We start from the raw sequence: 23,497 nt of genomic DNA on the forward strand, positions 1-23,497 counted from the left end.
TTAATCCAGGCCCAGAACACCGCGTAATTGCGACAAGTCTTCCGCCAGCGTCGTGATCGGCCCTTTCAGCGCATTGCGATCGGCATCGGTCAGTTTGTCATAGGTTTCAAAACCGTCTTTGGTACGGTACTTACTCAGAATGCTATCGACTTTTTTGAAGTTCGCATCCACCTTCGCCAGCAGTCCAGCATTGGATTTTTGTAACTGGGGACGCAGGAGATCGACAATTTTCTGCGCGCCATCGACGTTGGCCTGGAAATCCCACAGATCGGTATGGCTGTAGCGATCTTCTTCCCCGCTGATTTTGCTGGCAGCGACTTCTTCAATCAAACCGGCTGCCCCGCCAACCACTTTTGACGGTGGGAAGGCCAGTTCGCTAATGCGCGTTTGCAGATCGATAACGTCACTGTTCAACTGATCGGCGTATTTATCCATACCCTTGGTGGTATTGTCGCCAAACAGCGCTTTTTCCAGGCGGTGGAAACCGGTGAAATTAGGATCAGCGGCTTTTTGCTCGTAGTCGTCTTCACGGGCATCGATGCTACCGTCGAGATCGGAGAACAATTCAGCAATCGGTTCAATACGCTCATAATGCTGACGCGTTGGCGCATACAGCGATTTCGCTTTTTCCACATCGCCGGCTTTAATCGCATCGGTGAAGGCTTTAGTCCCCGTAACCAGCTGCGCGGTTTCTGCTGTCACATAGGCTTTGTATCCGGTAATCGCACCGTCCAGGCTCAGTAGAGCATCGCTCTGCGCAGCATCCGCCGTTGCGCTACCTTTTACGATCAGTTTGCCTTTCGGGTTAGTCAACAGACCACAGGTCATCTCATATTCGCCAGGCTGCAGATTAGCCGTCATTTTCTGGCTAAAGCCTGGCGCAATGTTTTCACGCTCTTCAACCACCATGACGCCTTTAAGAATTTCCCACTCCAGCGCTTTCTGACTATGGTTCTGGATGATGAATTGCGTTTTCCCGGCGTTAACCGTGAGGGTCATCGGCTCACACTGTTTGTCGTTAACCGTGACTTTTACCTGCGGAATATCGGCGGCTTGAGCAGAAAAAGCGGATGCAAACAGCACAGCAATACCCAACTGCAGCGCACTACGGCGAAAATGAAGCGTCATAACCTGGCCCTTTAATAAGTATGTTGTAACTAAAAAAAATTCTGCATCGCATTTTTATCAGGGTGCGGTACGCGATGCCGTAGTACCTGAGCGCGGCGGTAGTGCAAACATAACCAAAGCTGGAAGCAAGTAGATAAACCAAACGGCGACTTCACTGACGCTTGGCGCTTCCTGATAACCGAAAATACCTTCCATTAATGTGCCAAACAGCGAATGCGTCGAAAGCACGCTACTCATGTCGAACGCCACATCCTGAAAATGATTCCATAACCCGGCTTCGTGGAACGCGCGGATGGCCCCAGCGGCAAGACCGGCAGCCACCAGCAGAATAAACAGGCTGGTCCATTTGAAGAATACCCCGAGATTGAGTTTGATCCCGCCGAGGTAAATCAGGTAACCCAGTACCACCGCAGTGCCCAGCCCCAGAATCGCACCTAACGGCGGCCAGATGCCGACATCCTGCTGGAATGCCGCCAGCAGGAAGAACACAGATTCCAGTCCTTCACGGGCAACAGCAAAAAAGACCATCATTACCAGCGCCCAACCGTGATGATTACTGCGTTGCAACGCGTTATCGACAGCCTGTTCAAGCTGGACTTTGACGTTGCGGGAAACGTTGCGCATCCAGAACACCATCCAGGTGAGGATCACTACGGCAATCAGCGCCACGATACCTTCAAACAGCTCCTGTTCTTTTTGCGGAAATTCGCCGGTGGTTTCGTTGATGAAAACGCCTAAGGCCAGGCACAATGCCGCCGCCAGCAGAACACCAATCCACATCACCCCAATCCATCGACCACGCTGAGTCCGTTTCAGGTAACTGGCAATCAGGCTGACAATCAGCGCGGCCTCTAAGCCTTCGCGCAACATAATGAGAAATGGAACAAACATGCGAAGAACCCTTAAACGTTATTCTCAGTCAATTGATGAAAAGAAAAGTAAATTACAGTGATAGTGATTATCATTACGGAAGAAAAAAACTCAAGCAGAATGTTTTGAGAATGATGACTGAATGTAAAAAGTTAGGCTGGTAACGGTTATGACTGTTTTACGATCGGGTAATAAAAAAGCCCGCACGCGGCGGGCTTAGGGACAGAGGCTGATTATTCTACCTGTAAACGCGACGGCGGAGCGGAGTGATAATGGGCGTCGGCTTCAGCAAAACGTTGCTGCATAGCCGCTGACGGCGCTTTACCTACCAGGCTGAAAATCACAATCCCGATGCTGCCAAAAATAAAGCCAGGGATGATTTCATACAGACCCAACCAGGCAAACTGTTTCCAGACGATAACCGTCACCGCGCCGATGATCATCCCTGCTAACGCGCCGTTACGGGTCATGCGCGACCACATTACGGAGAACAGAACCACCGGACCAAATGCTGCGCCAAAACCAGCCCAGGCGTAGCTTACCAGACCCAGCACGCGGTTCTCCGGGTTCGCCGCCAGCGCAATAGACACCAGCGCTACAACCAGCACCATGATGCGACCAATCCAAACCAGCTCTTTCTGGCTGGCATTTTTACGCAGGAACGCTTTGTACAAATCTTCAGTGATTGCACTCGAGCATACCAGCAGCTGGCAGCTCAGCGTCGACATCACCGCAGCGAGGATCGCAGACAGCAGAATACCGGCAATCCACGGGTTGAACAGGATTTGCGCCAGTTCAATAAACACGCGCTCGGCGTTCTGATTAACGGCACCGGCCAACGTCGGATTGTTGTTAAAGTAAGCGATACCAAAGAAGCCAACGGCAACTGCTCCTGCCAGACAGAGGATCATCCAGGTCATACTGATACGGCGAGCATGAACAATACTATGATGAGAATCTGCTGCCATAAAGCGCGCCAGAATATGCGGCTGACCGAAATAACCCAGACCCCAGCCCATCAGCGAAATGATGGCAACAAAATTCAGCCCTTTGAACATGTCCACGTTCTCAATGCTCTTTTGTTTAATCACTTCCAGTGAATCATCGAACCCACCCACGCCAATAATAACCATCACCGGCGTCAGGAGCAGGGCGAAAATCATCAGGCTGGCCTGGACAGTATCGGTCCAGCTTACCGCCAGGAAACCACCGATAAAGGTGTAAATGATAGTCGCGGCCGCCCCCGCCCACAGCGCGGTTTCGTAGCTCATACCAAAGGTGCTTTCAAACAGACGCGCCCCTGCCACAATACCGGAAGCACAATAGATGGTGAAAAACAGCAGAATAACCAGCGCGGAGATAATACGCAGAATCCGGCTTTTATCTTCAAAGCGTCCGGTAAAGTAATCCGGTAACGTCAGTGCATTGTTATTGTATTCGGTGTGTACGCGTAAACGTCCGGCCACCAGTTTCCAGTTGATCCATGCGCCCAAAATAAGACCGATAGCGATCCAGCTTTCTGAAATCCCCGACAGGAAAATTGCGCCAGGCAGCCCCATCAGCAGCCAGCCGCTCATGTCAGATGCCCCGGCGGATAACGCGGTCACGAATGGACCCAGACTGCGCCCACCAAGAATGTAATCGTCAAAGTTTTTGGTCGAACGCCATGCAATAAACCCTATCAATATCATGCCGAAAATATAGACACAGAATGTCACTAACATCGGTGTGCTAATAGCCATCAAAACTCTCCAAAATTATGTATCAGCAATGCCGTGGCTTGCCGTTTTATTACCCTGCCGGAACGTGGCAAAGATATCTATGTTTACCAGGCGACCGTATCCTGCCGGAAGCGATGGTTATTCACAATCGATTTAACACACCATTTACATCAAATTTAATCCAGAGTAGATAGCATTTTTCTGTAGGTTGCACTCTCTCACATTTTTTTTGGTTGCACCTTTTAAAAGTGTTAACTACCGCAGAGAAAAAGATTCAGTAACTTTTTCAGTCCCTGGCATAACGATCATATTTATTAACATTTCATTCATTTCCAAGCTTGCAAACCAAGTCACATTTAACATGGTTGCACAAAGTTGCAACATGGTGGATATTTCTCGGTAACTATCAGACCCGTATTTAAGTACAACAGGAGTAAATGGCATGGGAACCACCACGATGGGGGTTAAGCTGGATGACGCCACTCGCGAGCGTATTAAAACAGCAGCATCACGAATCGATCGCACACCACACTGGCTGATTAAGCAAGCCATCTTTAATTATCTCGAAAGACTGGAAAATGACGATGCGCTTCCTGAACTGCCAGCTCTGCTGGCGGGCGCTGCGAATGAGGGTGAGGAATCCACCACGCTGCAGAATGAAGCGTATCAGCCTTTCCTGGAGTTCGCCGAACAGATCCTGCCACAGTCTGTTTCACGCGCAGCAATTACCGCCGCGTACCGCCGTGCCGAAACCGACGCAGTGCCAATGCTGATGGAGCAGGCTCGCCTGCCGCAGCCCATCGCCGAGCAGGCGCATAAGCTGGCGTACAGCCTGGCCGATAAACTGCGCAACCAGAAGACCGCCAGCGGGCGCGCCGGGATGGTACAGGGTTTATTGCAGGAGTTCTCTCTTTCTTCGCAGGAAGGTGTCGCGCTAATGTGTCTGGCCGAAGCCTTGTTGCGTATTCCTGATAAGGCAACCCGCGATGCGTTAATCCGCGACAAAATCAGCAACGGTAACTGGCAGTCGCACATTGGACGCAGCCCGTCCCTGTTCGTCAACGCGGCGACCTGGGGGTTGTTGTTTACCGGTCGTTTGGTTTCTACGCATAACGAAGCCAGTCTCTCACGCTCACTGAACCGTATTATCGGCAAGAGCGGTGAACCGCTGGTGCGTAAAGGCGTCGATATGGCAATGCGCTTAATGGGTGAGCAGTTTGTCACCGGGGAGACCATCGCCGAAGCGCTGGCTAATGCGCGTAAACTGGAAGAAAAAGGCTTCCGCTACTCTTATGACATGCTGGGCGAAGCGGCGCTGACCGCCGCTGATGCTCAGGCTTATATGGTTTCATACCAACAGGCGATCCACGCCATTGGTAAAGCCTCGAACGGTCGTGGTATCTATGAAGGACCAGGTATTTCTATCAAACTGTCGGCGCTGCATCCACGTTATAGCCGCGCGCAGTATGACCGCGTCATGGACGAGCTCTATCCTCGACTGAAATCGCTTACTCTTCTGGCACGTCAGTACGATATCGGCATTAACATTGACGCTGAAGAAGCCGACCGACTGGAGATCTCCCTCGATCTGCTGGAAAAACTGTGCTTTGAACCTGAGCTGGCGGGCTGGAACGGGATTGGCTTTGTAATCCAGGCTTACCAGAAGCGCTGCCCGTATGTGATTGATTATCTCATTGATCTGGCTACACGCAGCCGCCGCCGACTGATGATCCGCCTGGTCAAAGGCGCGTACTGGGATAGCGAAATCAAACGCGCTCAGATGGACGGTCTTGAGGGGTATCCGGTCTACACCCGTAAGGTGTACACCGACGTCTCCTATCTGGCCTGTGCGAAAAAACTGCTGGCCGTCCCCAACCTGATCTACCCACAGTTTGCCACCCACAACGCCCATACGCTGGCGGCCATTTATCAGTTAGCGGGTCAAAACTACTACCCAGGGCAGTACGAGTTCCAGTGCCTGCACGGCATGGGTGAGCCGCTATATGAGCAGGTCACCGGCAAAGTCGCTGATGGCAAGTTGAACCGTCCATGCCGCATTTATGCGCCGGTCGGCACGCACGAAACGCTGCTGGCGTACCTGGTGCGTCGTCTGCTGGAAAACGGCGCCAACACCTCATTCGTCAACCGTATTGCAGACACCACCCTGCCGCTGGATGAACTGGTTGCTGATCCTGTCGAAGCCGTTGAAAAACTGGCACAGCAGGAAGGTCAGGCCGGGCTGCCGCATCCGAAGATTGCCCTGCCGCGAGACCTGTACGGTAAAGGCAGGGAAAACTCAGGCGGACTGGATTTAGCTAACGAACATCGTCTGGCCTCGCTGTCTTCTGCCCTGCTCAACAGCGCGCTACAAAAATGGCACGCCAAACCAATGCTCGAACAACCAGTCGCTGACGGTGAAATGACGCCAGTCGTCAACCCGGCTGAACCGAAAGACATTGTCGGTTACGTGCGTGAAGCGACACACAGCGAAGTGGAACTGGCGTTGCAGAACGCGGTAAATAACGCGCCGATCTGGTTCGCCACGCCGCCCCAGGAGCGCGCCGCTATTTTGCATCGCGCCGCCGTGCTGATGGAAGGTCAGATGCAGCAGTTGATTGGCATCCTGGTGCGTGAAGCAGGTAAAACCTTCAGCAACGCCATTGCGGAAGTACGCGAAGCGGTCGACTTCCTGCACTATTATGCCGGCCAGGTCCGCGATGACTTTGATAATGAAACTCATCGTCCATTAGGCCCGGTGGTCTGTATCAGCCCATGGAACTTCCCGCTGGCTATTTTCACCGGACAGATTGCCGCCGCGCTGGCAGCGGGCAATAGCGTGCTGGCGAAACCGGCAGAACAAACCCCGCTGATTGCCGCTCAGGGCATCGCAATCTTGCTTGAAGCGGGAGTCCCTCCGGGCGTGGTGCAACTGTTGCCCGGTCAGGGTGAAACCGTTGGGGCGCAGCTCACTTCCGATGAGCGCGTTCGCGGCGTGATGTTTACCGGCTCCACAGAAGTCGCCACGCTGTTACAACGCAATATCGCAACCCGCCTTGATGCTCAGGGGCGCCCAATCCCACTTATCGCCGAAACGGGTGGGATGAACGCAATGATTGTCGACTCCTCCGCCCTGACGGAACAGGTCGTGGTCGACGTCCTGGCCTCTGCATTTGACAGTGCCGGACAGCGCTGCTCCGCGCTGCGCGTCCTGTGTCTGCAGGATGATGTGGCCGACCACACGCTGAAAATGCTGCGCGGCGCGATGGCGGAATGCCGCATGGGCAACCCGGGCCGCCTGACGACCGATATCGGGCCGGTTATCGATGAAGAAGCGAAAAACAATATTGAGCGCCACATTCAGTCTATGCGCGCCAAAGGACGTCCGGTATTCCAGGCCGTGCGTGAAAACAGCGACGATGCCCGTGAATGGCAAACAGGTACCTTTATCGCGCCAACGCTTATCGAGCTGGAAAGCTTCGACGAATTACAAAAAGAGGTGTTCGGCCCGGTACTGCATGTCGTGCGTTTCACCCGTAACAATCTGGGCAGCCTCATTGAGCAAATTAATGCCTCCGGCTACGGCCTGACGTTGGGTGTGCACACCCGTATCGATGAAACCATTGCCCAGGTCACGGGATCGGCACATGTGGGTAACTTGTACGTTAACCGCAATATGGTCGGTGCCGTCGTCGGCGTGCAGCCATTCGGCGGCGAAGGCTTGTCAGGAACCGGGCCAAAAGCAGGTGGACCGCTGTATCTGTATCGCCTGCTGGCTAACCGTCCGGAAAATGCGTTAGGCATCACGCTTGCGCGTCAGGATGCAGACTACCCGGTTGATGCGCAGCTAAAAACTGCACTCATTCAGCCGCTGGAAGCGCTCAGTGAATGGGCAACCGATCGTCCATCGCTGCGTGCGCTCTGCCAGCAGTTTGGCGAACTGGCGCAAGCCGGTACCCAACGTCTGCTGCCAGGCCCCACCGGCGAGCGCAATACCTGGACGCTGTTGCCGCGCGAACGCGTGCTATGTATTGCCGATGACGAACAAGATGCACTGGTACAGGTTGCCGCCGTGGCTTCCGTAGGTAGCTTAATCCTGTGGCCTGATGATGCATTCCATCGCGACCTGGCAAAATGCCTGCCAACTGAGGTTTCCGGGCGCATTCAGTTTGCCAAAGCAGACAACATCACCTCGCAGCCGTTTGATGCCGTTATTTTCCACGGTGATTCCGATCAGCTTCGCGCATTGTGCGAAGCGGTGGCGGCCCGCGAAGGGGCGATTGTCTCGGTCCAGGGCTTTGCCCGCGGCGAAAGCAATATTCTGCTGGAGAGGCTGTACATTGAGCGCTCCCTGAGCGTCAATACCGCCGCTGCCGGGGGGAACGCCAGCCTGATGACAATCGGTTAAGGTTGTGGTTAATTAAGGCTCCGGTAACGGGGCCTTTTTTGTAAAGTCAGAGGGAAACATGAAACGAATTTTACTGACATGTGCAGCGCTGCTGCTTAGCGGCCAGGTACTGGCGGATGACTGCGCCAGCGCGAACACGCAGATTGAAATGAACACCTGTGCGGCAGGACAGTTTAAGACGGCAGATGCCAAACTGAATGAAACCTATCAGAATGCGCTGAAGCGCGCCGCCCCAACCCAGCGCGATTTACTGAAAAAAGCGCAAAACGCATGGATAACCTTGCGCGATGCGGACTGTGCGTTAATCAGTTCCGGTACCGAAGGCGGCAGTGTCCAGGCGATGATATCCAGCCAGTGCCTGACGGATAAAACCAACGAGCGCGAAGCGTTTCTCGCCTCGCTCTTACAGTGCGAAGAAGGTGATTTAAGCTGTCCGTTACCGCCGGCCGGTTAACGCACGCGGATCCCTTCAATAATCATTCGCTGCACGCTCTCAACGGTTTGGTTAAAAAAGGCTTCATCACGCAGCGTTGCGCCCGTCACCGCCTCCACCTGTGGAGCAAAATCGGCGTAATGCTGGGTTGATGCCCAAATCATAAAAATCAGATGGTGCGGATCGACCGGCGCCAGCTTCCCGCTTTTAATCCACCCGGCGATCAGCGCGGACTTCTCATCAATCAGCGTTTTGAGATCGCCCGTTAATTCAGCCATCAACAACGGTGCGCCTGCCAGCATCTCCATACAAAACAGCCGTGACGCCTGAGGGTAATCCCGGGACACTTCCAGCTTAAGACGAATATATTCTTTGATGGCCGCCAGCGGCGCAAAGTCTTCGCTAAACGCCTTCAACGGTGCCAGCCAGATGTCGAGGATTTGCCGTAAAACGGCAATATAAAGCACCTCTTTTGACGAGTAGTAATAAAGCAGATTGGTTTTTGACACCCCCGCCTGCTCAGCGACCTGTTCGAGGCGCGTGCCGTGGATCCCATATTGGGAGAAGATATTTAATGCCGCGGTTAATATGGCCTGGCGTTTTGCACTGACGGCCTGCGAGCGCTTACCTGTTTTTTTCTCTGCGCGTTGAACCATGCGCCCTCTCCTTCTTGTGAGGGCGTCAGCATACCAAATCACGCGGTGAATGGTTAAATTAAAGCGACTCCGGCGGTACCTCTTGTACCACCGTTTTTTTCTTTTTGAACTTTAGTTCACTGACCAGCACGCCAACAATAATGAAGGCCGCGCCGAGCAAAGCCAGGAGCGGTAAGCGTTCCCCCGCCAGACGACCAAAGATCCCTGCCCATACCGGCTCGCCGGTATAAATGACCGTCGCGCGCGTCGGCGAAACGCTGCGCTGCGCCCAGTTCATGGTAACCTGGATAATCGCACTGAAAATCCCCAGCCCCAACGCCACAACCAGCAATCCGGTAGACATCGACGGTACGGACTCTCCGGCAGGGGCCATCGCAATAAACGCCACGATAGAAGCAGTTGCCAGTTGTACCACCGTTACCCGCCGCACATCCACTTTTCCCGCCCACGCGCTAATCAGGATAATTTCCGCCGCAATCGCCACCGCGCCAGCGAGCGTTATCCACTCCCCTTCGCCTAAAGCCAACACATTGCCTCCCGGCCCGGCAAGGAAAATCAACCCGATAAAGGCCAGAACAATACCGATACACGGCATCAGTCCGGGCATACGTCCCAGACACAACCATTGTAAAAGCGGTACCAACGGCACGTACATCGCAGTAATAAACGCCGATTTACTGCTGGGAATAAACTGTAGTCCCCATGTTTGCAGACTATAGCCCAGCGCAATGGCGATACCGATTGCCACCCCTGCTTTGAATTCCAGCCACGTTAGCTGATGCAATGTGCGTAACGACAAAAGCGCGACCGCCAGCGCAGCGGTGGCAAAACGTACGCCAACAAAGAAAAAAGGTCCGCTCAGGGTAACGGCATATTGCACCGCCAGAAACGTGCCACCCCAGAACATGGTGATCACAATAAGGATCGCTTCCTGAGGTTTAACAGAGAAGGAATAACGAGAAAGTAATGACATGAGACACCCGATTAACTGAATATCGTTAGTCTGCGTTGCGTTTTGTTACAGTTCAACCTTGCAGATAAAAAAAACCGCCGGAAAAACCCGGCGGCGGTGGCTTCGTAACGTCTGACTCTGATCCTCAGCCGTCACGCTATATCTGACAGATAACCTGGCAATTACGATTTGTTGTTGCCGTGGCTATTTTTGCCCCCTTTTTTGCCTGCCTCTGAAGCGCGTTGCGGGTCATTCTTAAAGTTGCCCCCGCTGTGCTGGCCACCTTTTCGACCTGCTTCTGATGCTCTTTCGCGGTCTTCCGCAAAGTTACCGGAACCGCCCCGATGGTTTGCCATTACTGACCTCCGTCATTGTTTAGACATCATATTGCATAGGTACTGAGGAGTGATACCTCACGCAGCGATATGGGCGATGCCCTGAAAATAACTGCGTGGGATCAAGCATAGTGAAGCATGGCCTGAACAATGGCTGGCTGTAATATTCTGCAACAGGATAAGTGGCGATATACAAATAATCACCACAAGAAATCAATAAGCCTTTCTTATCATTACTGAAATCAGCCCGTTTAAATATGTATCATTTTGCTACAAAACATGGTTGTGTAAAAATTGTTATAAATCAAAGAAGTGATTGTGAAATTTGCACTCCTGACAGTACGTCATATCTTTAAATGTAGGTAGCGAATCGCTACGGACACGGTTAACTCGAGGAGTAGTGTAAAATGGCAAAAGTTCTGGTGCTTTATTATTCCATGTACGGACACATTGAAACTATGGCCCATGCAGTCGCAGAAGGCGCAAATAAGGTAGATGGTGCGGAAGTGATTATTAAGCGCGTACCAGAGACCATGCAGCCTGAGATTTTCCTCAAGGCTGGCGGCAAAACCCAAAACGCACCAGTCGCAACCCCGCAAGAACTGGCTGATTACGACGCCATTATTTTTGGTACCCCGACACGCTTTGGCAATATGTCCGGCCAGATGCGCACCTTCCTCGACCAGACTGGCGGACTGTGGGCTTCTGGCGGCCTGTACGGCAAACTCGCCAGCGTATTCAGCTCAACGGGCACCGGTGGTGGCCAGGAACAAACCATCACCTCAACCTGGACTACGCTTGCCCACCATGGGATGGTGATTGTGCCCATCGGTTACGCGGCGCAAGAACTGTTTGATGTCTCTCAAGTTCGCGGCGGTACACCTTACGGCGCAACGACCATCGCCGGAGGCGACGGCTCTCGCCAGCCAAGTCAGGAAGAATTATCTATCGCCCGCTATCAGGGTGAATATGTCGCGGGTCTGGCAGTAAAACTCAACGGCTAATCTTCAACAGGAGGATTCGAATGCCAACTCAAGAAGCGAAAGCTCATCACGTCGGTGAATGGGCAAGTCTGCGCAATACATCGCCGGAAATAGCCGAAGCCATTTTTGAAGTCGCGAATTATGACGAGAAACTGGCGGAAAAAATTTGGGAAGAAGGTAGCGACGAAGTACTCATCAAAGCCTTTGAGAAAACAGACAAAGATTCGCTCTTTTGGGGTGAACAGACTATCGAACGCAAAAACGTCTAGCGCTCTGACTCCCCCGCGCTCGCGGGGGAGTTTTTCTTTTACTTCGCCGCCTCATTCAACACGCTGTCGAACTTATCTATCGGACAAAAACCATCCGCATCTATCGGGCAGCCTTTCAGCTCCAGCGTTACGCGCTGCGCCGGAGACTTCAGCGTCAGGGCCTCAGCATTACGCAACTGCTGCGAGCTCTGATACACGTATTCGATCTTCATCAGGTCACGATTCGCGTTACTGTCATGCCAGCGCTGGAAGACTATCTTCCCGCCAATCGGCGTACGCTCGTTCTGATCGTGAAGCTGGTATGGTTTGAAATCCAGCGCAGTGAGCAGCGATGCGATGTTTGAGTCATGGCCCACCAACACGGTAATTTTCGGCGCTTTCACGCGTTCCGTAACCAACGCATTATCAATATATTTCACCAGCGGTTTGGCGACGTTCTGCGCCACTTCAGGGGAGGTGAACAGGCTGTCCTGATAGCCGTTTTTCAGCTTCGACAATACCTTCCATTGTTGATCGGATTTAATCTCGCCCCAGGCGACCTGGTCCATCGGGAAACCTTCGTAATATTGCAACGTGAAGGCATCAACCAGCGAATTCCCCACCTTCAGCGGCCCCGAAACACCAGGCTCCTGCTGATATTTCGCGCTGAACGTATCTTTGGCATCGGTCAGGGAACACTGCTGCTTTTCTTTACAGGACGGTGAGTCCTTGTAGTCGGTCATTTGCTCAAGCAACTGATAGCTGTCGTTGAGCTGCATTTTGCTACGCTCTTTCTCCATTGCCTGAACGGCCTGCTGGCTGAAGGCGGCAGAATCATCGGTGATCACCGGGTTAAAGGTGGGATCCATGGTACCCATTTTTTCCTGATGATGAACCGGAACGTCACAACCAGGGAAAGCGCCGGTGACAAAGAACTGCGCCGTGGCGACCGTACGCTGCAGACTGTTAGCATAGGTATAGACTGTATCCGGTGCCGGACATTCGCCCGATTTCACCATCCCCTGCTCTGCCAGCCACTCCCGCATATAGTGGCCCATATAGATTTCCAGCACACCGCCTTTAGTAGTCAGTTGTCCGCCGGGGACATCCCATTCTGGCCATTGCTTGGGGGTGGACTGTTCAAGAACGCTGCCGTTATTGGCTAAAGGTGCGCGTAAGTTATGCCGACTCATCATCAATACTTGTTGAAGCTGATAGCCTTCCGGCGCGGTCTGAGCCTGCGCGGCGGTAGACAGTAATACAGCCCCTGCCACGGCTGCGGCGATTAACGATTTATTCATCCCTACGACCTCTTGTTGTTATCAATCACAACAGAGTGTGACAGAAATATGACATTTTTCCGGGAACGCTTTCGCAAAACGAATCATCTACCGCGTTGTTTTAACGCCGAACTCACTTTCAATTTTCCTGAAAAGCGAAGATAACCTGTTCTGGACGTTGAACGCCGTGCCAGCTTCGCCAGGCAACGAAATATGTCTTCCCATTTACGGGGAATGATAAAAAAATGCCGGGTTTCCCCGGCACGAATATCAGAACGTTTTCGCCCACCACAACCGAAGCTTCATGCCCCAGTAGCTGGTCCAACCGCTGGTTGTTGATACTACCCGTCCTTGTGACATCACCACCAATGTCGGTGTGACGCTAATATCCCAACTACGGGAGATGGCTCCGTTCGCATCATTGATCACCGGAAACTCCACGCCTTTATGCAACAGCCAGCGAGATACCTCGGCTTCACTTCCGGAGCGTAACGCAATGGTCATCACGTTTTCCCCTTCTGAACGCAGTCTGGCAACTTCCGGCGTTGTAAAGCGACATACACCGCACCAGCTCGCCCAGAAATAGAGCAACACCGGTTTGTCTTTACTGAGCGTCGCCAGGGTGACGGTTTCCCCCTCCAGCGTTTGCAAATGCGTGCTGTCAAAAGAGGCAGGGACCTGCGGCGCGCGCCAGACATCCATCAGTAGCATCGTCCCTGCCAACAGCGCCAGTAAAATCAGTCCTTCGCGCAGCCAGCGGCGCAGCTTACTGAGCATTGGCCGCCGCCAGCTTTTCTTTTACCACTTCCTCAAGAGTTTCCCACGGCACTGCACCGGGAATAAGTTCATCGCCAATAATCGTTGCGGGAGTTCCCTGCACACCCACCAGCCGCGCCAATTGCAGGTTAGTGCTCAGCGTTTCCGCACTTTGGGCGTCCAACGTCACCGGATTGACACCCGCTCTTTCCTGCGCCTGTTTGATGCTGACGTCGGTATGGTAACCTTTCTTCTGCATCAGTTTTTCATGTAGCGCCGGAAACTGCTGCGGATGCTCACGCCAGGTAGTCAGCACGGTCCGCGCCGCAAGTTCCGAACTTTCCCCTTTAAACGGTAACGGTTTAATCACTACCGCCACGTCAGGGTATTTCTGCACTATTTTTTCCAGCATCGGATCCAGTTGCTTGCAGTATGGGCAGTTGTAATCAGTGAAGTTTATCAGGGTCAGTTTTGCCTGCTTTGCGCCAATCCGCGGGCTGTTGGGATCGTTGAACAGGGCTTCCTGAATTAATGCTTCAATTTGCTTTTCCTGTTCCGGAGTAAACGGTGCTGGCTCTTTCGCTACGCTGACGGCAGAAAACAGGGTTAACAGCAGAACAATCATCATCTTCATGGAGTGACTCCTTGGGCATTGGTCAGCGTTTGCAGTACCGCATCGCGGGTTAACAACGTGGGTAACGCCTGGCCTTCCGGCAGACCGGGGCCATAAATTTGGTTATACGGCACAGCAACCTGGCCGCGTTTTTTGAGAAATTCGGTGATGGCTTCAGAAGGGAGTGTCCAGTCGCCGCGCAACGCCACCACATCCGGTTGTTGTAAAGCGGCTTGTACGTCATCTGTATTCAAGACGTTGTATTTATTTACTTTACAGGTAATGCACCAGTCGGCAGTCACGTCAATGAACACGCGCTTATGTTGCGCCAGTGCATCCTCTATCGCCTGCTCGCTTAGCGGTTGCCAGTTCACGCTTTCTTTCGCGCCACTTTGCCCACCAAACCCTAAATGCGGGAGCAGCAGTGTCGCAAGCCAGATAGCCGAACCCAGCATCATCACACCGAGCAGACGCCGCAAAATATTCATCCAGCGCCCTGGACGCGGCAAACGCAGCGCCAGACCGGGACGCAGGGCCACGAGCAGCCACGGCAAGCTCATCCCCACCCCAAGTGCGATAAACAGCCCCCACAATGTTGGCAGCGAAGCGGTTAAAGCTACCGCCACCGCTGTTCCCAGAAACGGGGCGCTGCACGGCGTAGCAAGCAGCGTCGCAAATGCGCCTTGCCAGAAATGTCCCGACAGGCCGTTGCCGCCGTGAGTCGCCAGCGTCGTGGTCATCGCCGACGGCAGGCGGAATTCAAACCAACCAAACAGGCTGGCACTGAACGTCAGCATCACCAATACCATCACGCCAATGAACCACGGATTCTGAAACTGGATCCCCCAGCCGAGCGCCTGATTGGTTAAACGCAACACCGTCATCAATAGCGCCAGGGCCATAAAGGAAACCAGTATTCCGGCTACCGATGCCAGAAACTGACGGCGGATCTGGCGACGGCTTTTTTCCTCAACAAGCAAAATTGAGCCCAGCTTCATGCCCAGAACCGGTAACACACAGGGCATCAGGTTGAGAATCAAACCGCCCAATAACGCCATTAACACCACCTGCCACAACGGGAGTGAGGCGTTTTCAATAACCGGGGCTTCGCCAATCGTAAGACGACTTTCCTGGGCAACACCGTTATCCGCCAGAACCAGCGTGACTGACTTACCGCGTAAATCCGGCGCGCCTTCCCCCCAACCGTCATGAACAGGTACCGTAGCGCGTAGGGTCTCACCTTCGACGTGAATTTGCGGCATACCAAAATCCGCATCATCAACGGTATCCAGAAAAAGTTCAGGCTGAGTCCAGCCGCCCTGGCGATGAGCTTCGACGACTAACTCTCCCGCCCGCGCGCCGGCGCTCAGAGCATCGGTCAGGCCGCTGGCCAGCGGAACCTGCCCCATCGCCTGAGCATAGTCATGCGCAAAAGCCGGGTCCTGAGCTGTGGGCGTCACGGAAAAGGGAAAATCCGTCAGCAGGCATACGTTGCTACAGGTAGATAGCGTCAAAATACCGTTGAGCGTGGCAGGTGATCTGCCGCGCACAACCATTGGGAACGTCACCTGATCGTGATACCCCTGGGTAGTAATGTTTGCAACTTCAAAGCGTGCAGGGGTTGGCCAGAACCAGTCGACCACGGGCATTTCCCCTTGCCAGGCGACAGAAGGTGCGACCCCGCCCTCACCCGGCGAACGCCAGTAAGTTTTCCAGCCATCTTCCAGTTTAACATCCAGCAACAGACGGGTTTCGCCACCAGCGGACGTATCAGCGCGTAACCGTACGCTGGCGTGATCGTTATCGGGTGAACGCAGCCAGCCGGGTTCAGCCGCCCAGGATACGGGCAGCCATAGCAATAACAGACAGAACAGCGCCTGCCTGAAAACAGTCATCATAAATTTTCTCCGTGAATAATTATCTAACAGTCAGCAACAGCTGTTCTGTCATTCACGGAAGACACAAAATCGCAGATGTACCCTGAGAGTGGGGGGCGAGATGGCTCGCGGTGGGAAAAAAGGCAAACGAAATGCCCGCACTGGCGCCAGCAGCGACAAAAGCAGACACAGCACCAGAATAGCGCCTTCAAACAGTACAGGAGGTGCGGCAAGTAACGACTTCGCGCTCAGTTCACACGGGGTAACGGGTGAGGCCTCATCGGTCTGAGCGGGTGCGCTTACGACAATGCTGGCGGCAACAGTGTTCATCTGCAACGCATGCAGACCTGCCATGCGTTGTGCGGTGCAAACCATCACCACAACACATGCCAGACAGAGGAACCACCATCCCATCCGTTGACGTTTCGCCATTATACCCTCACTGATTGATGCGAGTTATCTTAACCACTCGCCAGGTTTTGGCAACCTTTGTGCTGTAAAGTTATGTCCTGCTGTCGGCTGGATATACCGCAATTTCAATCAGATTAAGATCGGGATCTCTGATGTAAACCGAGCGAATCGCTCCTGTCGCGCCAGTGCGCGCCACCGGTCCCTCAACGATATCGATCCCATGCGTTTGAAACGTTGCCATCACTTCATCCAGCGTACGCGTGGTGATAAAACACAGATCCAGCGCCCCCGGTGTAGGTAGATAAGCTTTGGGTTCAAACTCTTTTCCCCGAATGTGGAGGTTAATCTTTTGATTACCAAAGACGAAGGCTTTGCGCCCTTGCGCGAAAGTTTCCAGCCTCATTCCTAATAGTTCGACATAAAAACGTACGCAAGCCTCTTCATTATTGGTGGTCAGTACCAGGTGATCCAGGCGGTCAATCATAACGATATCCATTTGGTTGCTCGTCTCTGACACTTACCCTATTCATTCCTGTGCGACAAGAAAATCTTTCAGATACTTTGGCATAATGTATGCGCAACGCCTTACCACTCACGTTTTACAAGCGAAATGATAATGACTCTATTTTCGCCTTTATTCATTACACTATAACATTGCTAAAAATAACCACATAAATATCACGGAAGTTATTATTCACTATTTGCGAAGAATACCCGTGAGTATTTCTATGACTGCACATAAATAATGACCACAACTTACGAATGCGTAAATGAAAGTAAGGGTCAGCGCATTTTCAGGTCATTATCGTATTATAGCCAGACGCAATGAATGGTGTATTCATTCGCCGAAATTTGTTTGTTAAATGTTATTTAGAGTATATGGAAATGAAAAAATATTTATTACCCCTGATTGCGTTACTTTTTACAATGAGCGCCCAGGCAGCATCATTTACCGACGGCAAAGAGTTCATCTCACTGGAAAAACCTGTCGCTTCCGCACCAGCTGCATTGAAGTTTTTCTCATTCTATTGCCCTTCCTGTTATCAGTACGATGAAGTTTTTGAAATCACCGATAACGTGAAAAAAGTCTTGCCTGCTGATGTAAAACTCACCGAATACCATGTCGACTTTTTAGGCCCGTTGGGGCAAGACATGACGCATGCCTGGTCCGTCGCCATGCTGTTGAATGTACAAGATAAAGTTAAACCGTTGCTTTTTGATGCCGTGCAGAAAAAACAAACCATTAAAACAGCGGACGATATTCGTAACGTATTTATCAGCGCGGGCGTCAGCGCCAGTGATTATGATGCCGCATGGAACAGTTTTGCCGTGAAATCACTAACCGCAAAACAGCAAGAAATGGCTAAAGCTGTAGATTTAACCGGTGTGCCCGCCATTTTTATCAACGGTAAATATATGATCAATCCGAAAGGACTGAAATCGGATGACCTGAACTCTTTTGTGAAGAGCTACGCAGATACGGTTCGCTATCTGATCACCAAATCCTGACCTTTCGCTAATCTCACTTTTCGCACCACACAACTGGCAAAAAGCGCTGTTGGTGGTGCGCAATCACATCATTTATACCAATATCCTTTCTTCCCGGTTGGCATTCGCCGTTATCAGGATTACCCTAAACTTAGCGGTGTTACCTGTTGTCGGGGTACACCTTCTTCAAGTGTTGATTTACACGAGAGAACGCTATGGAATTAAAGGATTATTACGCCATTATGGGCGTGAAACCGACAGACGATCTCAAGACAATCAAGACCGCCTATCGTCGACTCGCCCGTAAATATCATCCTGATGTCAGCAAAGAGACTGACGCTGAGGCCCGGTTTAAAGAGGTTGCTGAAGCCTGGGAAGTCCTGAGTGATGAACAGCGACGTGCCGAGTACGACCAGCTGTGGCAGCATCGCAACGACCCACAGTTCAACCGTCAATTCCAGCAAGGTGAGGGGCAAAGCTACAGCGCCGAAGATTTCGACGATATCTTCTCCTCCATTTTTGGTCAGCATGCACACCAGCCGCGCCAGCGTCATGCCAGCCGCGGACACGATATTGAAATTGAAGTTGCGGTGTTCCTGGAAGAAACGCTTACTGAGCATAGCCGCACGATCAGTTACAACCTGCCGGTCTACAACGCATTCGGCATGGTAGAACGTGAAATTCCCAAAACGCTGAATGTGAAAATTCCGGCTGGCGTCGGCAACGGTCAGCGTATCCGTCTTAAAGGCCAGGGCACCCCAGGTGAAAACGGTGGGCCGAACGGTGACTTGTGGCTGGTAATTCATATTGCACCGCATCCGCTGTTCGACATCGTTAATCAGGATCTTGAAGTGGTGGTTCCTCTGGCACCATGGGAAGCCGCATTGGGCGCGAAAGTAACGGTTCCTACGCTAAAAGAGAGCATCCTGCTGACCATTCCAGCGGGTAGCCAGGCCGGGCAGCGGTTACGCATTAAGGGCAAGGGCCTGGTAAGTAAAAAACACACTGGCGATTTGTATGCAGTGATCAAAATCGTCATGCCGCCAAAACCAGACGACACCAGCGCCGCCCTGTGGCAGCAACTGGCGGATGCACAAAAGTCCTTTGATCCGCGCAAAGAGTGGGGGAAAGCATAATGGCTAACGTCACCGTCACCTTTACTATTACCGAATTTTGTCTGTACACCGGGGTATCAGAAGAGGAGCTGCATGAGATTGTCGGCTTAGGAGTGATAGAACCCCATGAAGACGAAACGTTCGACGATCATGCGCTAACCATAATGCGTCGCGCGGTGCGCCTGCGTCAGGAACTGGAGCTTGACTGGCCAGGAATAGCCGTTGCGTTGACGTTGCTGGAAGAGAACGTTCAACTGCGGCAGGAAAATCGCCTCCTGCGCCAGCGGTTGTCTCGTTTTATCAGTCATCCTTAAATTCTCAGGGCCGGCATGGGGCTGGCCCTTTTATTGTCCGAAACCTGCTCTTAATGACATTAAGCAGTAGATAGCATACAGTCAGTGATAAGAATTTTCGCAAACACTAAGACGTTGAGTCATGCAGCTTAAGCCCCTCACAAAAGGTCGTTTTCACAATATCTGGCAGCAGGATGATGCCTTAATTGAGAAGATATTCCAGGAGCTACTCTCTGAAACGCAGATTATCCACGAAGATGAGTATCTCTATCACCAGGGACAGGTAGTCGATCGACTTATCATGGTGCAATCAGGGAGAATTTCCCTGCGTTACAGTGCGGAAAATGGTCGCCGTTTTCAGCTTGGCGCAATGGAATGCGATGAGCAACTGTTTGGTGAAATGGAGTTTTTTACCGGGTATCGCTGCCAGCTCGATATCGTGGCCGAAGAGCCGCTGACCGTGGCGGTGTGTAGCTGCGAACGTCTGGAAGAAGCGCTGAACCAACATCCCAGACTGGCGATATTTTTTGCCAGTGCGATGGCGATTGATTATCAGGATATGCTGGAAATCTTCCTGCACCGGATGCTCTACCCTATCGTTCATAACGTGGCGTATGACCTGTATCGCCAGCATCAGAACAAACAACCGATGGATGGTTTCCATAAAAAATATCAGGAAGCAGAACGATTCGGTACCACCGATCGGGTCTATCGGCGGGCGGTTAAAGCCCTGACGGATGCCGAGTTGGTAACGCGCACGAAACAAGGACTGGAAATTAAGGATCTGGATGGGCTACGAAAATTCCTCGGCAATGACATCATTGACTGACACACCATCCCCGCAAAGAGGGTAAGTGTGTCAGTTCAGCACAATCAGAATTTATAGCTGAGGTTGAAATAGTGACCGAGTCCGGTGGTGCGCCCTGCTCCACCGTGATTTTCCATCAATGCCATGTTACGGAAATACTTAAGGCCATAACCTACCGCATAATGCTCTGAATGCCAGTAGATGCCGTTATACCATTCAATCGCGTTATTGCTGTATAACGGTTGATTAGCAATCTTGTTAGCGGCGAACTGATAGTCAAAGTAACCCTGATAATTCAGGTAGCTGCCGTTGGCAAAGGTATAGAACGGCGTCGACCAGTTGGTCGAGAACATATAGCCATCCCACTTGCCTTCATTATCCGCACCGTAGTTTTCTCGCACATAATGCGCATAGATGTTCATTCCCACAAGGCCAAACCACGGAACCTTAACATCCGTGCCCAGACCGACATAATGCTCAAATAACTCCCGGTCGCCAATGTTATTTACCGTTGCGATATAGAATTCGTTAAACGGCCCAACGGATAAATCCTTATTAAAAAGAGCATCCAGGGAAAACCGTGGGGATATCTTGGCGAAGAAGTTATCGCCGCCGTGGCGGTCATCCTGCTTGCGGTCCAAAATATCGAAGAAATCGACATAACCATACAGATCGATAATTCCGGAACGTGCCCCAAACTCCAGTTCCAGATAAGTGTCATTACGAATACCATATGGCACTTTCGCATCCACACTTTGCATTAAGTTCATCTGCATCCAGTTAAAATCATTTTTTCGGATGTTGCCATCGGTATAATCAGCAGCAAGCGCTTGCGTACAGCTCATAGCAACGACTGCGCCCAGAACAGCTTTTTTAATCATTAATTTATTCTTCAGCATTTTCAATTCCTTTGAGCAAGGTTGAGTGCCGCCCCACCAAATAAATGGTGTGGCGACTGACTATCTAATTAGAGAGGTAAGTGTTATTACTGCACTTTGTTACGTTTAAGTCTTAATGTACCTATCAACATGATAAAGATAATTAAATATAATACTGGTATTGCGTACATGATTTTCTGCAATCCCATTGTTTTTTCCATTAACGCACTGATCGCTGGACTAAACATGGCCCCGGCGCTACCGCTAATTAAAATATAAGAAACGTTCTGACTACTTGCGCGCTTCACAAATGAAACTCCATAGGCGATGAAGGAGTTATACAGCGCCGCACAAACAAATCCGTAACTATATGCCAGATAATCAAGTCCGGAGATATTTTCTTTCGATACAATAATGGTAGTAATTACGCAAGCGAGCAATATAATACTCAACAGGAAATAATGTATCCTTACACGAGAAACAATGACGGTTGATACTAACGCCCCAACCAACGCCGCTCCCCAGTATTGCGTAATAATATTGCCAGCTTCTTCAAAAGGAATGCCAAATTTGTTCTTCACAAATAATGGTGCCCAGGTCAGGAAGGTATACAACGCCAACATACCTAAGAACAGACCAATTCCTCCGCTGATAATCCCTGGGTTCCACTCAGATTTCACCGCGTCTGTCCGATCCTCCGCAGGTGCGGTTTCACAGGCAGTAAAACGAGTGAGCGCCACAACACCTAACGTAAGTAAGGCCACCATACCAACGCTCAGATAGCTGTAACTCCATGACATATTGTGCGTCAGGGCGAAGGTGGTGATCAGCGGGAAAACAACGCCTGCGACGTTAAAGGTGGCGTCTTGCACCACCAGCATCGTACTTTGAATGCGATCCTGCCACACCGAAACGACAATCGTTCCCGCCACGCACAGACCAATCCCACCGCAGAATCCCACCAGAGTCATGGCGACCATCACTGGCCATAAGCCAGGGCTTAAGTGCATTGCCAGAGCGCAAAGGAACACTATCGAATAGATAATAAACGTCATTCGCTTGACGCCAATTTTTTCTATCAGGAAAAAGGCAGCAATGGTCCCAGCTAACGCCCCACCGTTAAGCAGCGAAAATATCGAAGCAACGGTATTCACATCAGCACTGTAACGTACCGCAATCGGTTCAATCAGCATTCCAAACTGACTGGCAAACCCCGCCATAATAAAATTTGCCAGAAAACTAATCAGTGTAAGCGCTATTTTATTCTTCATATAATGACATCCCTGATTGGTTCAATTAAAAGCCTATGCTAAGCCGTAACGGCTGTATTTAGCGCCAGCTCAATCATATTTTTAAAGGTTAATTGTCGTTCCTCTGCCGTGGTTTCTTCACCTGTCAGGCAATGATCGGACACCGTTAAAATAGCCAGTGCTTCAATATTAAATTGGTGTGCTAAGGCGTATAAGCCGGCCACTTCCATATCCACACCCAGTACACCAAACTTTTCCAGTGCCGGAATGAGGTTTTCGTCAGGATCGTAATAAAGATCGCCACTAAAAATATTGCCGACTTTAATGTCAATCCCGGCCTTCTGCGCCAGCATCCACGCTTGTTGTAGTAATGGGAAGTGAGCGGATGTCGCCATCGTGTAGCCCGCGCTACGTTTTAAATTTGTGACAGAGTCCGTTCCGGCAGCAAGAGCCAGGATAATGTCGCGCATTTTTACATGCTGTTGTGTTGCCCCCAGGCTACCAACGCGAATAATTCTCTTCACATCAAAATCATGTACCAACTCATGGGCGTATAGCGTCATAGACGGAATACCCATGCCGTGTCCCATCACCGAAACAGGTTGCCCAAAATAAAGACCGGTATAGCCCAGCATATTGCGCACGTTGGTAACTTCGCGGTAATCCATAAGATAATTTTCGGCAATAAATTTAGCGCGCAGCGGATCGCCCGGCATAATCACGGTTGGCGCAAAATCACCCGCTTTAGCATTAATATGTGCAGTCATAACAATTCCTGAATTATGAGTATTGGAGATATGCAGGGATTGTAACCAGACGTTTGAAGAGGATTGAGGACAAAAGTCCTGCTCAGAGGATCGGCCTCTCATTTCTGAGAGTTAGATGCGGGGGGTTGCACAGGGAGCTTGTTTTCCCCTCCTGCGCATAAGCAGAGCATTTTATCCGATATGCCACTCACCTCATTTTTACGAAAAGTAAATGCGAAAAGTGATCTTCC

The 23,497-nt window shown here is 51.5% G+C and carries 23 protein-coding genes; 8 read left to right on the plus strand and 15 right to left on the minus strand.

The genetic code is table 11. The features are described 5' to 3' along the window. The 3 genes from efeO to putP all read right to left on the minus strand — a co-directional run bounded on the left by efeO (nucleotide 1) and on the right by putP (nucleotide 3,740). A complete protein-coding gene (gene efeO, locus OGY15_RS13310) occupies nucleotides 1-1,128 on the minus strand; it encodes an iron uptake system protein EfeO (protein ID WP_187252685.1) in 1,128 nt (375 codons plus the stop codon). 57 nt (nucleotides 1,129-1,185) lie between these two features. Further along, a complete protein-coding gene (gene efeU / locus OGY15_RS13315; protein ID WP_286539561.1) occupies nucleotides 1,186-2,019 on the minus strand; it encodes an iron uptake transporter permease EfeU in 834 nt (277 codons plus the stop codon). A gap of 212 nt (nucleotides 2,020-2,231) precedes the next feature. Then, complete coding sequence (gene putP, locus OGY15_RS13320) at nucleotides 2,232-3,740, minus strand: sodium/proline symporter PutP (RefSeq protein ID WP_286539563.1); 1,509 nt, start codon at nucleotides 3,738-3,740, stop codon at nucleotides 2,232-2,234. Nucleotides 3,741-4,161: 421 nt separating this feature from the next. Between putP and putA the strand changes: the two genes are divergently transcribed. Beyond that, the gene (gene putA / locus OGY15_RS13325; protein ID WP_187259685.1) at nucleotides 4,162-8,124 is read left to right on the plus strand and encodes a trifunctional transcriptional regulator/proline dehydrogenase/L-glutamate gamma-semialdehyde dehydrogenase; all 3,963 of its coding nucleotides are present in this window, start codon (nucleotides 4,162-4,164) and stop codon (nucleotides 8,122-8,124) included. Nucleotides 8,125-8,182: 58 nt separating this feature from the next. After that, complete coding sequence (locus OGY15_RS13330; protein WP_151217984.1) at nucleotides 8,183-8,578, plus strand: lysozyme inhibitor LprI family protein; 396 nt, start codon at nucleotides 8,183-8,185, stop codon at nucleotides 8,576-8,578. Here OGY15_RS13330 and rutR read toward each other — a convergent pair. From rutR to OGY15_RS13345, 3 genes are all read right to left on the minus strand, one after another. Then, nucleotides 8,575-9,213 carry an HTH-type transcriptional regulator RutR gene (gene rutR / locus OGY15_RS13335; RefSeq protein ID WP_286539568.1) on the minus strand — a complete coding sequence of 213 codons (639 nt, stop codon included), beginning with the start codon at nucleotides 9,211-9,213 and terminating at the stop codon, nucleotides 8,575-8,577. The two genes, OGY15_RS13330 and rutR, sit on opposite strands and share 4 nt — an antisense overlap. Nucleotides 9,214-9,271: 58 nt before the next feature. Continuing rightward, on the minus strand, nucleotides 9,272-10,186 hold the full coding sequence (locus OGY15_RS13340) for a DMT family transporter (RefSeq protein WP_187259687.1): 915 nt from the start codon (nucleotides 10,184-10,186) through the stop codon (nucleotides 9,272-9,274). A gap of 161 nt (nucleotides 10,187-10,347) precedes the next feature. Beyond that, nucleotides 10,348-10,521 carry a con-10 family general stress protein gene (locus OGY15_RS13345; protein ID WP_003036022.1) on the minus strand — a complete coding sequence of 58 codons (174 nt, stop codon included), beginning with the start codon at nucleotides 10,519-10,521 and terminating at the stop codon, nucleotides 10,348-10,350. A gap of 386 nt (nucleotides 10,522-10,907) precedes the next feature. Here OGY15_RS13345 and wrbA point away from each other — a divergent pair, with 386 nt between their 5' ends. Together wrbA and OGY15_RS13355 are read left to right on the plus strand one after the other, a co-directional pair. Then, nucleotides 10,908-11,504, plus strand: a complete 597-nt coding sequence (wrbA, locus tag OGY15_RS13350) for an NAD(P)H:quinone oxidoreductase (RefSeq protein ID WP_003832057.1) — start codon at nucleotides 10,908-10,910, stop codon at nucleotides 11,502-11,504. A 20-nt stretch (nucleotides 11,505-11,524) separates the two neighbouring features. Further along, nucleotides 11,525-11,752 (plus strand): YccJ family protein, encoded by a 228-nt coding sequence (locus OGY15_RS13355; protein ID WP_061067654.1) that lies wholly within the window; start codon nucleotides 11,525-11,527, stop codon nucleotides 11,750-11,752. Between the two features lie 38 nt (nucleotides 11,753-11,790). Here the strand turns inward: OGY15_RS13355 and agp are convergent, their stop codons facing one another. From agp to OGY15_RS13385, 6 genes are all read right to left on the minus strand, one after another. Further along, entirely contained in the window at nucleotides 11,791-13,032 is a 1,242-nt protein-coding gene (gene agp, locus OGY15_RS13360; RefSeq protein ID WP_151217982.1) for a bifunctional glucose-1-phosphatase/inositol phosphatase, read from the minus strand. Nucleotides 13,033-13,281: 249 nt separating this feature from the next. Continuing rightward, nucleotides 13,282-13,788: a protein disulfide oxidoreductase gene (locus OGY15_RS13365; protein WP_278238789.1), complete on the minus strand. Its 507-nt coding sequence runs from the start codon at nucleotides 13,786-13,788 to the stop codon at nucleotides 13,282-13,284. Further along, nucleotides 13,778-14,401 carry a DsbA family protein gene (locus tag OGY15_RS13370; protein WP_151217980.1) on the minus strand — a complete coding sequence of 208 codons (624 nt, stop codon included), beginning with the start codon at nucleotides 14,399-14,401 and terminating at the stop codon, nucleotides 13,778-13,780. The genes OGY15_RS13365 and OGY15_RS13370 overlap by 11 nt, the downstream gene beginning before the upstream one ends. Next, on the minus strand, nucleotides 14,398-16,278 hold the full coding sequence (locus tag OGY15_RS13375) for a protein-disulfide reductase DsbD family protein (protein WP_210904913.1): 1,881 nt from the start codon (nucleotides 16,276-16,278) through the stop codon (nucleotides 14,398-14,400). The genes OGY15_RS13370 and OGY15_RS13375 overlap by 4 nt, the downstream gene beginning before the upstream one ends. A gap of 48 nt (nucleotides 16,279-16,326) precedes the next feature. Next, on the minus strand, nucleotides 16,327-16,689 hold the full coding sequence (locus OGY15_RS13380) for a copper resistance protein (RefSeq protein ID WP_151217979.1): 363 nt from the start codon (nucleotides 16,687-16,689) through the stop codon (nucleotides 16,327-16,329). A gap of 70 nt (nucleotides 16,690-16,759) precedes the next feature. After that, nucleotides 16,760-17,164 (minus strand): VOC family protein, encoded by a 405-nt coding sequence (locus OGY15_RS13385; protein ID WP_151217978.1) that lies wholly within the window; start codon nucleotides 17,162-17,164, stop codon nucleotides 16,760-16,762. Between the two features lie 389 nt (nucleotides 17,165-17,553). On the opposite strand from OGY15_RS13385, the gene dsbA reads away from it, so the two are divergent. From dsbA to OGY15_RS13405, 4 genes are all read left to right on the plus strand, one after another. Then, entirely contained in the window at nucleotides 17,554-18,177 is a 624-nt protein-coding gene (gene dsbA, locus OGY15_RS13390) for a thiol:disulfide interchange protein DsbA (protein ID WP_151217977.1), read from the plus strand. Between the two features lie 194 nt (nucleotides 18,178-18,371). Continuing rightward, nucleotides 18,372-19,292, plus strand: coding sequence for a curved DNA-binding protein (cbpA, locus tag OGY15_RS13395; protein WP_151217976.1), 921 nt, complete (start codon nucleotides 18,372-18,374; stop codon nucleotides 19,290-19,292). Further along, complete coding sequence (gene cbpM / locus OGY15_RS13400) at nucleotides 19,292-19,585, plus strand: chaperone modulator CbpM (RefSeq protein ID WP_151217975.1); 294 nt, start codon at nucleotides 19,292-19,294, stop codon at nucleotides 19,583-19,585. The genes cbpA and cbpM overlap by 1 nt, the downstream gene beginning before the upstream one ends. Nucleotides 19,586-19,706: 121 nt before the next feature. Then, nucleotides 19,707-20,393: a Crp/Fnr family transcriptional regulator gene (locus OGY15_RS13405; protein ID WP_286539578.1), complete on the plus strand. Its 687-nt coding sequence runs from the start codon at nucleotides 19,707-19,709 to the stop codon at nucleotides 20,391-20,393. Between the two features lie 44 nt (nucleotides 20,394-20,437). On the opposite strand, the gene OGY15_RS13410 is transcribed toward OGY15_RS13405, so the two are convergent. The 3 genes from OGY15_RS13410 to deoD all read right to left on the minus strand — a co-directional run bounded on the left by OGY15_RS13410 (nucleotide 20,438) and on the right by deoD (nucleotide 23,267). After that, nucleotides 20,438-21,271, minus strand: coding sequence for a nucleoside-specific channel-forming Tsx family protein (locus OGY15_RS13410; protein ID WP_151217973.1), 834 nt, complete (start codon nucleotides 21,269-21,271; stop codon nucleotides 20,438-20,440). An 86-nt stretch (nucleotides 21,272-21,357) separates the two neighbouring features. Beyond that, the gene (gene tsgA, locus OGY15_RS13415) at nucleotides 21,358-22,521 is read right to left on the minus strand and encodes an MFS transporter TsgA (protein ID WP_151225181.1); all 1,164 of its coding nucleotides are present in this window, start codon (nucleotides 22,519-22,521) and stop codon (nucleotides 21,358-21,360) included. Nucleotides 22,522-22,559: 38 nt separating this feature from the next. Further along, a complete protein-coding gene (deoD, locus tag OGY15_RS13420; RefSeq protein WP_151217971.1) occupies nucleotides 22,560-23,267 on the minus strand; it encodes a purine-nucleoside phosphorylase in 708 nt (235 codons plus the stop codon). Nucleotides 23,268-23,497 lie beyond the last annotated feature (230 nt).

It is taken from the genome of Citrobacter sp. Cu231 (assembly GCF_030332265.1).
GTDB classification, from domain to species: domain Bacteria; phylum Pseudomonadota; class Gammaproteobacteria; order Enterobacterales; family Enterobacteriaceae; genus Citrobacter; species Citrobacter meridianamericanus.